Origin of the sequence: Paraburkholderia graminis (genome assembly GCF_003330785.1) — a bacterium.
Taxonomy (GTDB): domain Bacteria; phylum Pseudomonadota; class Gammaproteobacteria; order Burkholderiales; family Burkholderiaceae; genus Paraburkholderia; species Paraburkholderia graminis.
The window spans coordinates 551,151-565,468 of record NZ_CP024935.1; the positions used below are offsets into that span (position 1 = coordinate 551,151).

A 14,318-nucleotide genomic window follows, 5' to 3' on the forward strand; every position below is an offset into this window, starting at 1 on the left:
AACACGCGGCCGTAGGAGACGTTGTGAGCACCATGACACCGGCCATCGCCGAATCGCGCCTGATCAACCGCCTTGCCCTGCGTTTGATGCCGCTGCTGGGGCTGCTTTATCTGGTTGCCTATATCGACCGCTCCAATATCAGCTTTGCGAAGCTGCAAATGCTCGGCAGCCTCGGACTTTCCGAGGTCGCGTATGGTCTGGGCGCGTCGCTGTTCTTCATCGGCTATCTGATTTTCGAAGTGCCGAGCAATGTGATGCTGCACAAGTACGGCGCGCCGCGCTGGATGGCGCGCATCATGTTGACGTGGGGCGTGGTGACGATATTGCTCGCCTTCACGCAGAACGCGACGATGTTTTACGTGCTGCGTTTTCTGCTCGGCGCATCGGAAGCCGGTTTATATCCTGGCGTGATCTATTATCTGACGCTGTGGTTCCCGTCGCGGCATCGCGTGCGCATGCTCGGCTATTTCACGGTGGGCAGCAGTCTCGGCAATATGGTCGGGGCGCCGATTTGCGGCTGGCTGCTCGACAAGGGCGGGCTCGCGGGGCTGGACGGCTGGCAACTCGTGTTCATCGTCACCGGACTGCCGTCGGTGCTGTTGACCGTGGTGGTGCTGTTCCTGTTGCCGTCGTCGCCGAAAGAGGCCAAGTTTCTTTCCGCCGACGAGAAGCAGTGGCTCACGAACACGCTCGATGCCGAGCGCGCGCAGATCAAGGCGAGCGTTGCGACGCACGGTTCGCTGCTGAGCGTGTTGACCGAGCCGCGCGTGATCGGCATGGCGCTCTACTACATGATGCTGTCCATTTCAGTCTACGGCGTGAGCTACTGGTTGCCGACGCTCGTGAAGGGCTTCGGCGTGAGCAACACGACCAACGGTTTGCTCAACATCATTCCGTGGCTGATGGCGACGATCGTACTCGCATGGTTGCCTTCGAAACTGCGCGGCACCGGTAATCGCGCGCTGATCGCAATGCTGGTTTCGGCACTGCTCGGCGTGATGTGTTTCGCGAGCGCCGTGTTTCTGCCGACCAACACGCTGCGCTTTATCGCGCTGTGTTTCGGCGCGCCGTGCATGTATCTGCTGATTCCGTGCTTCTGGACCTTGCCGCCGAAATTCCTGTTCGGCGCGCGTGCCGCGGCCGGCATTGCCGCGATCAATTCGCTCGGCAACATCGGCGGCTTCATCGCGCAGAACCTCGTGCCGTGGGTTCGTCAGACGACGGGCAGCGTGAAGGCGCCGATGATGATTCCCGCGACCTGTCTGCTCGTATTCGCTATCGTCACGGTTTTCATCTTGCGCCGCGACCGAGGCGCCCGTGTCGCGCAAAGCGGGGTCGCGGTGACTGAGTAAGCCACGACGCGCAGCGCTCGATGCATGTCGCGCGAGTGCCCGAGCCGTGCGCGATATGGCGCGGTTTAGAATACGCGCGCGATCCATCTTCTCCTGTCAGCCACCATGCCGAATAAAGAACCGCCCGCTGCCGCCGGCGCCGAGTTGCCCGACGCGGCGGCGCCCGTCCGGCGCATGCGCGGCGGTCCCAAGGGCTTGCGCATCACCGATGTCGCCGCGCAAGCGGGCGTCGCACCGATCACGGTGTCGCGCGTGTTCAACAGCCCCGAGACGGTCGCGCCGGAGACGCTGGAACGCGTGCGGCAGGTCGTGCAAAAACTCGGTTATGTGCCGAACCGGCTCGCGGGCGGCTTGTCGTCGTCGCGCTCGCGGCTCATCGCGGCGATCGTGCCGACCATCGCGCACTCGCTGTTTTCCGAAACCATTCAGGTGTTCAGCGAAACCATGTCACGCGCCGGCTACCAGGTGCTGCTCGCGCTGAGCGGCTACGACGATTCGAGCGAAGAGGTTTTGCTCGACGCAGTGCTGAGCCGTCGTCCCGAAGGCGTGCTGCTGACGGGCGTCGCGCATACCGATTCGCTGCGCGAGCGGCTTGCGAACGTCGGCATTCCGATTGTCGAGACGTGGGACATGACCGATCGACCGATCGACATGCTGGTCGGCTTTTCGCATTACCAGATCGGCGTCGCGGTCGCCGAGCATTTTCTGCAAAGGAATGTGCGCAAGCCAGGGCTCGTGTCCGCTAACGACGAACGCGCGCTCGCCCGTCGCCGCGGTTTTCGTGAGCGGCTCGCGCAGGCGGGCATATCCGGGATTGCCGAAGTACTCGTCGCGCCGCCGAGTTCGGTGGCGCTCGGCAAGGCGGCGCTGCCTCGTTTGATCGAGCAGGCGCCGGATATCGACGCCGTGTTTTGCGGCTCGGATCTGCTCGCGATCGGCACGTTGAGCGCGGCGAGGCAAATGGGGTTGAGCGTGCCGTCGCGATTGGCGATCTGCGGATTCGGCGATCTCGAGTTCGCGACGGAGACGACGCCGCAACTTACTTCGGTGCATGTCGATGGCACGCGCATTGGAGTCACGGCCGCGCGGTGTCTGCTCGATCGGCTTAGTGGGTCGGGGCAGGGCAAGGTGACCGATGTGGGGTTTGAGGTCGTGCGGCGTGGTAGTAGTTGAAGTGGGTTTTTCTATGAGGGGGCGGCGTTTTCGTTGATGCACGTGTGTCCGCAGGGCAACATTCCAACAAAAAAGGAATATCCCAAAAACATGGGTGTTCGGCAATCTGCTAGCGTTACGCCGTCATAAGCGACGGGGCGGGCGATGGCTGGGACTGAACTGAAGACGGATTCGTTTCAACGCTGGGTGATGTACAGTAAGGATGCCTACGGAAACGGTCGCATCTTTCTTTCGACCGAGCAGAAACAGGCGGTTGAAGAAGGCAAGAAGTTCTCCCAACGCGCATACGCCGATGTGTGGGCTAAAGACGCCGCGCTCGTTGGGCGGGTCCGGTCCTTTCTCGGGACGAATTTCTATTGGCACGAGCGGCTGGCAAAGAATGGCGCTGACGTTGAGGTCATAGAGACATTGCAGTCCATGATTCGCGGCGAGAGTGTTGTTCTGATTGGCGAACAATCGCGGACAGGCGCGGGTGGCAATCCACCACCTAAGCCCCAGGGGCTTCCCAGCTTCCGCAGCTCGTTAATGAACGATTGCGGAATGTCCTACGCTGCCGCGACGGCTTACATCGAAAGGTATAACGCCTCCGTTGATCGGATTAATGCGGCCCGAGCCGCGCGTGCTGCGGTAAGTAGCGGTGCTGGTTACCTGGTTTGTGAGGTCGAACCGGTGGCCGGGGCGATAGACAACGGCGATGACACTGCGGGGGTGGTCGGGCCGGATGACACTGGCCTCGACGGATCGACGCCACTCGGCGACGCGCAGCCGTTTGACTATCAGCCCGATGTACAGGATGGCGACGTTGAGGAACTGGCGGCGGGCGATGGCCGTCCGGGAAACAATCAGGCGCAAAACAAGCAGTTCAAAGCGGTCGTGAAGGCTCTTGGCTTGAACCAGGACCAGGCTCGACAACTTCACGATGACATACAGGACGACGACGAAATGAACTATCACGGATTAATGGATCACGCTAGAGACCTGTTTGGAGGATGACTGAAATGATTGATACGCGTGAACAGATCAAACAGCGCCTTTTGGTCCTCGTCGGGTTGAACGTCAGCGGCGTGGGACACGCAGCGGACATGCTTACCCTGCAGTTCGGGCCGATCCGGGAAATAACGACAAAGCGCCAAACTATAAAACGTGTCGGCGCATGGTCACTACATATTCAATGCGACTGGACAATCGAACAAGGAGCGACAGTCCTGGCAGCCTATCGTGATTTTGCGGCTTCTGAAACGAGCATGCGGGAGATGACGCACCGCATCCGCGACCTGGTTGTAGACAAGGGGCCGACCGAAGTTCAAACGATTGAGGTCGGGGATAACGGCATGGTGCGCATCGGCTTGTCCGGAGATGTCCGGATTTCGATCACCACTGACGGAATATCGGACGAGGAGGACTGGCGGTTCTTTGCTTCGGGATCGGATGCCAAGCACTTTGTGATTACAGGTGGGAAGGTGGATCCTTGGTCCCTATCGTGACTGGGATAATGGAGCGCGCTAAAGACATGTTCGATTTCCGGTAGCGAGGCCGGAATATAAACCGATTCCCTTATGATCGATACGCGAAAAGAGATTGAACGTCACCTGTCTGCGCTCCGAGGGCTAAACGTGAGCGGTATAAGCCACGCCGCAAACATGCTGACAATGCAGTTTGGTTCGCTGAGACAGGTCACGAATTTCAAAGGCGCGGTTAAACAGGTTGGTGAATGGGCGCTTCACATCCAATGCAACTGGCAGGTTGAGCGGACGGGCGAAATCATAGCCACACAGAACGCTCTTTCAGGGACTGACGAGGAAGCCCACCGCGCGGCGAAGCAACTTGACGAGTTGCTGGTGAAGCATGGGCTGACGATTGTCGAAGACGTTTTGGCCAACAAATCGGGCGGAGTAATTCTTTCAATGCCTGAAGGGCTGCGCGTCACCATTACGCCGGCCTGTACCCCGGAAGAGGAAGACTGGCGATTCTTCGCGCCCGCGTTTGATGCACAGCACTTTGTGATCGAAGGCGGCAAGATCGATCCATATTCATTTTCTTGATTTCGCGGCTGCGCCACTCGACGGCATCAGTTCGACAATAAAGAAGGCATCCGGCCTTCTCGCAGACTCCACCTCGTCCCTACCACGACCGCATTGAAATCGTCGCGGCCACTCCCTTCCCCCTCCCCAGCACCGCCCAACTCGCCCGCCCACCCCACCTCTGCACGTAGCTTGTCCAGGATCATGTTCCCGATCCCGCCGCACTCTTAGAATTCCACAGCGCATGAAGTAGTGGTCTGGTCTTCATGGCGAGAACATTGTGTAGCGTTTCAGATCGGTCCACGGAAATCAGCAGATATGGTGAATAAAAAGACCTTTGAACGGGTATTGATACCCTTGGGGGCTGGGCTCTCCGCGTGCCTTTCGGGGTGCAGCAATCTCGAGCTGCTCGATCCGAAAGGCAGTATCGGCATGGCGGAGAAGTCGCTGATCAGTACGGCGACAATGGCCATGCTGCTAGTCGTCGTGCCGGTGATCGTCATGATCATCGTGTTTGCCTGGCGTTATCGCGCGAGCAATCACAACGCGACGTACGCACCGAAGTGGGCGCACTCCACCGCGATCGAAACAGTGGTGTGGACCGTACCCACGCTCATCATTCTGTTCCTCGGCATTCTGACCTGGAACACGACGCACGAACTGGACCCTTACCGGCCGATCGAATCGGCGGTCAAGCCGATCAAAGTCGAAGTCGTCGCGCTCGACTGGAAGTGGCTCTTCATCTATCCCGAACTCGGCGTTGCGTCGGTCAATCAGCTTGCAGTACCCGTGGGTACGCCGATCGATTTTAGAATCACGTCCGATTCGGTGATGAATTCATTCTTCATTCCGCAACTCGGAAGCCAGATTTACGCAATGGCGGGCATGCAAACGCGACTGCATCTGATCGCCGACCACGCGGGCGACTACGCCGGCATTTCCGCCAATTTCAGCGGCAAGGGCTTTTCGGATATGAAGTTCCGCACGCTTGCTGTCACGCCCGCGCAGTTCGACGCATGGGTCGACAAAGTGAAAGCGTCGCCGCGCCGGCTCGATATGAACGAGTACAACTCGGTGTCGAAACCCAGCGAGAAGGAGCCGGTCGGCTATTTCTCGTCGGTCGATTCGAGACTCTTCAACAACATCATTGCGAAGTACAACAACGGTAATGTTCTTGATCCGCAAAACAGCAATTGCCGCACAAAGGGTTAGCACATGCTCGGAAATCTGACACTCTCCGCGATCCCGTTCGATCAGCCCATCATCATGGGGGCGGGCGCACTGATGCTCGTCATGGTGCTTGCGGTAGTCGCGACACTGACCCGCCTTCACAAATGGAAATGGCTCTGGCACGAGTGGCTGACCAGCGTCGACCATAAGAAGATCGGCGTGATGTACATCGTCGTTGCCGTGCTGATGCTCGTGCGCGGTTTCGTCGATGCAGTCATGATGCGCCTGCAGCTTGCACTCGCCTATCATTCGCCAGGCTACCTGCCGCCGCATCACTACGATCAGATCTTCACCGCGCACGGCGTCATCATGATCTTCTTCATGGCGATGGCGTTAATGGTCGGCCTGTTCAATCTCGTCGTGCCGTTGCAAATCGGCGCGCGCGACGTCGCGTTCCCGTTCCTCAATTCGCTCAGTTTCTGGATGACTGCGATCAGCGCGATTCTGATGAATCTGTCGCTCGTGGTCGGCGAATTCGCGCAGGTGGGTTGGCTCGCGTATCCGCCGCTCTCGGAGTTGCAGTTCAGTCCGGGCGTGGGCGTCGACTACTACATATGGAGTCTGCAACTGTCCGGCGTCGGCACGTTGATTACCGCAATCAACTTCTTCGTGACGATCGTGCGGATGCGCGCGCCCGGCATGACGCTGATGAAAATGCCGGTGTTCACGTGGACGGCGCTCTGCTCGAATGTGCTGATCATGGCCACGTTCCCGATCTTGACGGTGGCGCTCGCGCTACTCGGCCTCGACCGTTACATGGGCATGCACTTCTTCACGAATGAAGCGGGCGGCAACGCCATGCTCTACCTGAATCTGATCTGGGCATGGGGACATCCCGAGGTCTATATCCTCGTGCTGCCGGCATTCGGCATCTATTCGGAAGTGATTGCGACGTTCTCCAAGAAGCCGCTATTCGGTTACCGGACGATGGTCTATGCAACCTGCGCGATCATGGTGCTCGCATTCCTCGTGTGGCTGCATCACTTCTTCACGATGGGTTCCGGCGCGGACGTCAATGCGTTTTTCGGCATCATGACAATGGTGATTGCCATTCCAACTGGCGTGAAAATATTCAACTGGCTGTTCACGATTTATCGTGGACGGCTGGAGTTCTCCGCGCCGGTTCTGTGGACGATCGGCTTCATGATTACATTCACGATCGGCGGCATGACCGGCGTCATGATGGCGATTCCCGGCGTGGACTTCGTATTGCATAACAGCCTCTTTCTGATTGCGCACTTTCATAACGCGATCATCGGCGGCGTGGTGTTCGGGTACCTGGCCGGTTTCCACTACTGGTTCCCGAAAGCGTTCGGTTTCAAGCTCAATGAAAAGCTCGGCAAGTGCGCGTTCTGGTTCTGGTTCGTGGGGTTCTACGCTTCGTTCATGCCGCTCTATGTACTCGGTTTCATGGGCATGACGCGGCGCCTGAATCACTATGACAATCCGGCGTGGCATCCGTGGCTGATTGCCGCCGCGTGCGGCGTCGTGTTGATCGCTATCGGCGTCGTGTTTCAGGTGGCGCAAGTGTGGGTCAGTGTGGCGAACCGCAACAAGCCCGAGTATCGCGACATGACGGGCGATCCGTGGGACGGCCGCACGCTCGAATGGGCGACATCATCGCCGCCGCCGGTCTATAACTTCGCGATCATTCCGACGGTGCACGAGCTCGACGCTTATACACACATGAAGGAAACCGCGAGCGGCCACGCGAAAGCGCCGGTGTATCGCGACATCCATATGCCGTCGAATACGAGTGCCGGTTTGTTGATCGGTATGTTCAGCCTCGTGCTCGGGTTTGCCGGCGTCTGGCATATCACGTGGCTGGCGGTCGCCGCGCTGCTCGCAATCGTCGCGACGCTGATCGTGCGCAGCTTCGGCGATAACGACGGCTATTACATTCCCGCGGAAAAAGTGCGGGAAATAGAAAGCAAGCGTGGCCCCGCGGCCGCAGCGGTGAATAACCGCGAACTGGAAGCTGTGGAGGCCTGATTCATGTCGAACAATACACTCTCCGTTTCGCTCGATGGCGGACACGGCAATCACGGTTCATCGGACACGGTCTTCGGCTTCTGGCTGTATCTGATGACCGATTGCGTGCTGTTCGCGTCGCTCTTCGCGGTATTCGCCGTGATGTCGAATCAGTTCGCGGGCGGCCCATCGGGCAAGGATCTGTTCGACATCGGCGGCGTCGCGGTCGAGACCGCCGCGCTGCTGTTGAGCAGCATCACATACGGCTTCGCGATGCTTGCCGCGCGGCGCGGCAAATCCGCTGCGGTACTCGCCTGGCTCGCGGTGACGTTCATGCTCGGTCTCGCGTTTCTCGCTCTGGAAATGCGCGAGTTCTCGCATCTGATCGCCGAGGGCGCCGGGCCGACCCGCAGTGCGTTCCTGTCGGCGTTCTTCACACTGGTGGGCACGCACGGCTTGCACGTCACCGTGGGTCTCGTATGGATGGCGGTGCTCGCGGTACAGATCGTACGCGGCCCTGGATTGTCGGAGCGCCAGCTCACACGTCTCGCGTGTTTAAGTCTCTTCTGGCACTTCCTCGACATTGTGTGGATCTGCGTCTTTTCGTTCGTCTATCTGGGGAGCGTGCTGTAAATGGCTCACATGCAATCACTTTCGGGCGACCAGGGTCACGGCAGTCTGCGCGGTTATCTCGCCGGCTTCGTACTGTCGGTTGTGTTGACCGCGGCTGCTTTCTGGCTTGTCATGCACGGCGCTTTCCCGGCGCAGACCGCGATGATCGCGCTCTCCGTTCTCGCCTTCGTGCAGATTGTCGTGCATCTCGTGTTCTTTCTGCATATCGACATGTCAGCCGGGCAGCGCTGGAATGTCATGGCATTGGCCTATACGGCATTGGCTGCGTTGTTCCTGATCGGCGGGACGGTGTGGGTCATGCATAACGTCAGTATGAATATGATGTCCCGATAGGGTAGACGTCGGAAGCCTTGTGCGCCCCGTCTCTTCGTGGCCGCTCACCACCAAGCTTGCGGTCGTCGTCGCGACCTTGCTTGCGCTTGCGCTGGCATCCATCGGCGTGACGTTGTGGATCACGTTGCAACTGGACGGCGGCGCGGCCGCCATCAACGAAGCGGGCCGCATGCGCATGCAGACTTATCGCGCGGCGCTGATGTTGCGCGAAGCGCCCGAGCGCGTCGACGCATTGGCTACGCAATTCGATAAGAGCCTTGAACTACTACGCGTCGGCGATCCGGCGCGTCCGCTGTCGGTGCCTTGGAACGACGAAGCTCGCGCGCGTTTTGCTAACGTGCAACGGCAGTGGCAGGCATTGCGGCCCATCTGGATCGATGCGGCGAAGGCGCGCGACGCGCCATCGTCCGCATCCACCGACATACTGCGCGAAGCGAACACCTTCGTCGAGATGATCGACGCGTTCGACACGTCGATAGAAGCGCAACTCGCGCGCTGGACGTCGATTCTCAACGTTGTGCAGATTGCGCTGCTCGTGCTGGCTATCGGCAGTGCATGGGCGCTGCTGTACATCGGCCATCTGCTTGTACTCGAGCCCGTGTCGCGTTTGACCGGCGGCCTCGCTCGCATCGAGGAGGGCGATTTCTCGATGCGCGTGCAAGTCGCGTCACACGACGAGTTCGGTCAGTTGTCGGCCGGCTTTAACCGCATGGCCCGCAATCTTCAGCAGTTTTATGCGGAGCTTGAACAAAAAGTCAGCGAGAAGACTGCAAGCCTCGAAACCGAGCGCGCGCGGCTTGCGGCGCTCTACGAAATCAGCGCGTTCGCGGCTGAGGCCAGCACGCTCGACGTATTGGCGCACGGTTTCGCGCGACGCATGCGGGGCATTGCCGGAGCCGATTCGGTCGCGATCCGCTGGTCCGACGAGGGCAACGAACGGTATCTGCTATTGGGAAGCGACGGCTTGCCGCGCTTCATGATCGAAGACGAGCAGTGCCTGACCTCGCGTAGCTGTCTATGCGGCGAGCCGCGCACCGAACCTGGCGCGCGCGTGATTCCGGTTCTCGCCGAAGGTGCGGCGATTCTCGGCCACTGCGCGCGCGCCGGTTACGCGACGCTCGTGTCGGTGCCCGTGATCTTGCATCAGCGTCCGCTCGGCGAAATCGATCTCTTCTTCAGCGACGAAATAGCGTTGTCCGCGCAAGACCGCGATCTGTTCGACGCGCTCTCGAGTCACCTTGCAACCGAAATGGAAAACCTGCGCGTCACGGCGCTCGAGCGCGAAGCGGCGGTTTCCGGCGAACGTGCGTTGCTCGCGAGCGAACTGCACGACTCGATCGCGCAGTCGCTCGCGTTCCTAAAAATCCAGGTGCAATTGCTGCGCGATGCGTTGCCCGCGCATACGGATGCGTCGGTTGCACGGATCGTCGAAGAACTCGATGCAGGCGTGCGCGAAAGTACCGGCGACGTGCGCGAACTGCTGGTTCACTTTCGCACTCGCGGAAATGCAGAGGACATGGAGCCCGCATTACGAACGACGCTGCGCAAGTTCGAACATCAAACGGGGCTGACCACGCATTTATCGATGCAAGGTCATGGCTTGCCGCTCGACGCCGATGTCAAGGTGCAAGTCCTGCATGTGCTGCAGGAAGCGCTGTCGAACGTGCGCAAACATGCTCGCGCGCGTGAAGTGTGGCTTGAGGTGCAGCAGACTCCGGCGTGGAGCTTCGAGGTGCGCGACGACGGTCAGGGCTTCGATGCCGCACGCGATACGCTCGGCGAGACGCATGTCGGTATGCGCATCATGCGCGAGCGGGCCGCGCGTATCGGCGCGCGGGTGGTGGTCGAATCGGTGCCGGGCGAGGGCACTTGTGTGACGTTGACGTTGCCGCAGCATCGCGGAGACACGTGTACGCGGACTAACCAACCGGTTTACAAGGGCAGAACGATATGACTGCAATCCGCTTGCTCGTCGTCGACGATCACACGTTGTTCCGGCGTGGCCTGATCGCGCTGCTCGCCCACGACGCGCGTTTTAGCGTGGCCGGCGAAGCTGCCGACGCAGGCGAAGCGCAACGCCGCGCGAGCGAATTGCAACCCGACGTGATCCTGCTCGACAATCATCTGCCGGGCGTGAACGGCGTGGACGCACTGAACGATCTGCGCGAAGCAGCGCCTCACGCGCGTATTCTGATGCTCACTGTTAGCGAGGACGAGCGCGACTTGGGCGCCGCGCTGCGCGCGGGCGCGCGCGGCTATCTGCTGAAAACGGTCGATGCCGAGGCGCTCGCGGATTCGATCGTGCGTACCATGCGCGACGAGTCCGTCGTGAGCCCGGAGATGACGGGCAAGCTGGTGCAAGCCTATCGCGCGATGGCGAACGCAGGCGAGGGCGACGCCAGTTCAATCACCGATGATGATCCTGCAACGCTCAAGCCCGAAGCGCAACATGGCTCCGAGCCTGAGCCCGCGCTGTCGATACGCGAGCAGGAAATCCTCACCTACATCGCGCGCGGCGCGAGCAATAAGGAAATTGCTCGCGCGCTTGCCATTTCGGAAACGACGGTCAAGATCCACGTCCAGCACATTCTGCGCAAACTGAAGCTGACTTCGCGAGTGCAGGCCGCGGTGTATGCAACGGTCAATGCAATCGGTCGGCCTACGGCTGCATAGCATCAACTCAACGCTATCAACTTCCACCCATAGTTCGAAAGAACTACGTCTTGCCTAAAAGTAGTTAGTCCGCGGTAGTTCTTTTGCCGCGCTGAGACCCTCCATTCGAAGGATGTTCGCGAATGCGGTGAGAGTCCAAAGTCGATGTCATGAAAAGCGGAGTTCGTTTCATGACACAGACATCGACAGCAACCGACGGCCCATCTCGCCGGCGCGCCTTGTCCGTGCTGATCGCCAGCACGCTCGCATTCACGGTGTGCTTCATGGTGTGGATGATGTTCGCCGTCGGGGGCATTCCGCTGCGCCGTTCGCTGCATCTGAACGAGACCGAGTTCGGCGTGCTCGCCGCATTGCCGGTGCTCACCGGTTCGCTGGTGCGCGTGCCGCTCGGCATCTGGACCGACCGCTATGGCGGCCGCATTGTCATGACCGCGTTGATGCTCGCCACGGCGCCCGCGATCTGGCTGATGAGCTATGCCACCGCCTATTGGCAGCTACTCGTGATCGGTCTCTTCGTCGGCCTTGCAGGCGGCTCGTTTTCGGTCGGCACGCCCTACGTGGCGCGCTGGTTTCCGCCAGAAAAGCGCGGCCTCGCGATGGGTGTTTTCGGCGCGGGCAATTCCGGCGCGGCGGTGAACAAGTTCGTTGCGCCCGCAATCGTCGTCGCATTCGGCTGGGCGATGGTCCCTCAGGTCTACGCGGTAATCATGCTGGTTACGGCTGTGGTGTTCTGGATTCTCAGCAGCAGCGACCCGTCGCATCTGGTCTCGCAGAACGTGCGTTTCGTCGACCAGTTGCGCGCGTTGAAAGACCCGACGGTGCTCAAGTACTGCCAGTACTACAGCATCGTATTCGGCGGTTACGTCGCGCTGTCTCTGTGGATGGTGCAGTACTACGTCGGCGAATATGGTCTCGACCTGCGCGTCGCGGCGCTGCTCGCCGCGTGCTTCTCGCTGCCGGGCGGCGTGCTGCGCGCGGTGGGCGGCTGGCTCTCCGACCGTTATGGCGCGCACCGCGTGACGTGGTGGGTGATGTGGGTGAGCTGGGTGTGCCTGTTCCTGCTCAGCTATCCGCGCACGCATTTGATCATTACCACGGTGACCGGCGCTAAAGGCTTCGACATCGGCCTCAACGTGATCGGTTTCACGGTGCTGATGTTCGTACTCGGCATCGCATTCGCTTTCGGCAAGGCCAGCGTCTTCAAGTACATCGGCGACGAGTACCCGGACAACATCGGCACGATTTCCGGCATCGTCGGGCTCGCGGGCGGCCTGGGCGGCTTTCTGCTGCCGATTCTCTTCGGCCTGCTGGTCGACTTCACCGGCATTCGTTCGAGCGCCTTCATGCTGCTTTACGGCGTGGTGTGGGTCTCGCTCATCTGGATGTACTTCACCGAAGTTCGCACGAAAGACGTACTCGCGGCAATTCCGCCCGTCTCGTCGGAACAGCCTGTGCGAACTGTCGGCTCTCAACCTGCGGAAACGGAATCATGAATATCTCGACAGCACGCGCGCGGGCCGGCCGCACGCTGAAGATCTGGACACCCGAAGATAAAGCATTCTGGCGGCGCGAAGGCGAGGCCGTCGCGAAGCTCAATCTATGGATATCGGTGCCGGCGCTCTTTTTCGCCTTCGTCATCTGGCAAATGTGGAGCGTGGTGGCGGTGAGCTTGCCGTCGCTTGGATTTAATTATTCGACCAATCAACTGTTCTGGCTGGCTGCCGCGCCCGCATTGTCCGGCGCGACGTTGCGCATCTTCTATTCGTTCATGGTGCCGATATTCGGCGGGCGACGCTGGACCACGATCTCCACCGCGTCGCTGTTGATTCCCGCAATCGGTATCGGCTTCGCCGTGCAGGACAACACGACGAGCTATCCGACGATGCTGCTGCTTGCGCTGTTATGCGGCCTCGGCGGCGCCAACTTCAGTTCGAGCATGGCCAACATCAGTTTCTTTTTCCCGAAGGAACGCAAAGGTTCTGCGCTCGGCGTGAATGGCGGGCTTGGCAATCTCGGCGTGTCGGCGGTGCAATTTCTGTCGCCGCTCGTGGTAACGGCGGGCATGCTCGGCATCTTCGGCGGCGAGCCGCAGACGCTCGTCAAGGCCGGGCACACGTCGCAAGTGTGGATGCAGAACGCGGCGTTTATCTGGGTGCCGTGTATCGCCATTTCAACGCTTGCAGCATGGTTCGGAATGAACGATCTCGCCGATGTGAAGGCGTCGTTCGCTGCGCAGGCAACCATCTTTAGGAGCCGTCATAACTGGCTGATGTGCACGCTGTATCTCGGCACCTTCGGCTCGTTTATCGGCTATGCAGCCGGCTTTCCATTGCTTATCAAGAGCCAGTTTCCCGGCGTGAATCCGCTGACGTATGCATGGCTTGGGCCGTTCGTCGGTGCACTCATCAGGCCGTTCGGCGGATGGCTCGCGGACCGGCTCGGCGGCGCGCGCGTGACGCTGTGGAATTTCGTCGTGATGGCGCTCGCGGTCGTCGGCGTTCTGTACTTTCTGCCAAAGACGGGCGGCTCGTCGTTCTCGCTCGCCTGGGGTCCGCGCGATGGCAGCTTCACAGGCTTCTTTGCGATGTTCCTGCTGCTCTTTTTCACGACCGGCATCGGCAACGGTTCGACGTTCCGCATGATTCCGGTGATCTTTTCGAATCTGCGCCTGTGTGGCGTGCCCGCGGGCGATGCGAATGCGCTCGCCGATGCGACACGTGAAGGCAGTACCGAAGGCGCGGCCGCAATTGGTTTTGCAGGCGCAATCGGCGCGTACGGCGGGTTCTTTATTCCGAAGAGTTATGGCAGTTCCATTCTGATGACCGGCGGCCCGGAACTCGCGTTGTACTGCTTCATTGTTTTCTATTTGCTGTGCATTGGGCTCACGTGGTGGTTCTACGCGCGCCGCAATGCGGGCATGTCGTGTTAATCG

General features: G+C 60.1%; 13 protein-coding genes. All 13 read left to right on the forward strand.

Features of this window, described 5'->3' with window-relative positions; all coding sequences use genetic code 11:
- The first annotated feature begins 23 nt into the window (after positions 1-23).
- A complete protein-coding gene (locus CUJ91_RS20670) occupies positions 24-1,352 on the forward strand; it encodes an MFS transporter (protein WP_114156993.1) in 1,329 nt (442 codons plus the stop codon).
- Positions 1,353-1,457: 105 nt separating this feature from the next.
- The gene (locus CUJ91_RS20675; protein WP_114156994.1) at positions 1,458-2,525 is read left to right on the forward strand and encodes a LacI family DNA-binding transcriptional regulator; all 1,068 of its coding nucleotides are present in this window, start codon (positions 1,458-1,460) and stop codon (positions 2,523-2,525) included.
- A 144-nt stretch (positions 2,526-2,669) separates the two neighbouring features.
- Positions 2,670-3,518: a hypothetical protein gene (locus tag CUJ91_RS20680; RefSeq protein ID WP_114156995.1), complete on the forward strand. Its 849-nt coding sequence runs from the start codon at positions 2,670-2,672 to the stop codon at positions 3,516-3,518.
- A 5-nt stretch (positions 3,519-3,523) separates the two neighbouring features.
- On the forward strand, positions 3,524-4,009 hold the full coding sequence (locus CUJ91_RS20685) for a hypothetical protein (RefSeq protein ID WP_114158011.1): 486 nt from the start codon (positions 3,524-3,526) through the stop codon (positions 4,007-4,009).
- Between the two features lie 72 nt (positions 4,010-4,081).
- Positions 4,082-4,567, forward strand: coding sequence for a hypothetical protein (locus tag CUJ91_RS20690; protein ID WP_244231066.1), 486 nt, complete (start codon positions 4,082-4,084; stop codon positions 4,565-4,567).
- Between the two features lie 297 nt (positions 4,568-4,864).
- Entirely contained in the window at positions 4,865-5,758 is an 894-nt protein-coding gene (gene cyoA / locus CUJ91_RS20695) for a ubiquinol oxidase subunit II (protein WP_053859432.1), read from the forward strand.
- A gap of 3 nt (positions 5,759-5,761) precedes the next feature.
- Entirely contained in the window at positions 5,762-7,768 is a 2,007-nt protein-coding gene (gene cyoB / locus CUJ91_RS20700; RefSeq protein WP_114156996.1) for a cytochrome o ubiquinol oxidase subunit I, read from the forward strand.
- Between the two features lie 3 nt (positions 7,769-7,771).
- Complete coding sequence (gene cyoC / locus CUJ91_RS20705) at positions 7,772-8,380, forward strand: cytochrome o ubiquinol oxidase subunit III (protein ID WP_114156997.1); 609 nt, start codon at positions 7,772-7,774, stop codon at positions 8,378-8,380.
- On the forward strand, positions 8,381-8,713 hold the full coding sequence (cyoD, locus tag CUJ91_RS20710) for a cytochrome o ubiquinol oxidase subunit IV (RefSeq protein WP_053859429.1): 333 nt from the start codon (positions 8,381-8,383) through the stop codon (positions 8,711-8,713).
- A 19-nt stretch (positions 8,714-8,732) separates the two neighbouring features.
- A complete protein-coding gene (locus tag CUJ91_RS20715) occupies positions 8,733-10,667 on the forward strand; it encodes a type IV pili methyl-accepting chemotaxis transducer N-terminal domain-containing protein (protein WP_114156998.1) in 1,935 nt (644 codons plus the stop codon).
- Positions 10,664-11,386: a response regulator gene (locus CUJ91_RS20720; protein WP_114156999.1), complete on the forward strand. Its 723-nt coding sequence runs from the start codon at positions 10,664-10,666 to the stop codon at positions 11,384-11,386. Before CUJ91_RS20715 ends, CUJ91_RS20720 begins: the two co-directional genes overlap by 4 nt.
- Positions 11,387-11,556: 170 nt before the next feature.
- Positions 11,557-12,879, forward strand: coding sequence for an MFS transporter (locus tag CUJ91_RS20725; protein WP_114158013.1), 1,323 nt, complete (start codon positions 11,557-11,559; stop codon positions 12,877-12,879).
- Positions 12,876-14,315 (forward strand): NarK family nitrate/nitrite MFS transporter, encoded by a 1,440-nt coding sequence (locus tag CUJ91_RS20730; RefSeq protein ID WP_114157000.1) that lies wholly within the window; start codon positions 12,876-12,878, stop codon positions 14,313-14,315. The genes CUJ91_RS20725 and CUJ91_RS20730 overlap by 4 nt, the downstream gene beginning before the upstream one ends.
- The last annotated feature ends 3 nt before the right edge of the window (positions 14,316-14,318 follow it).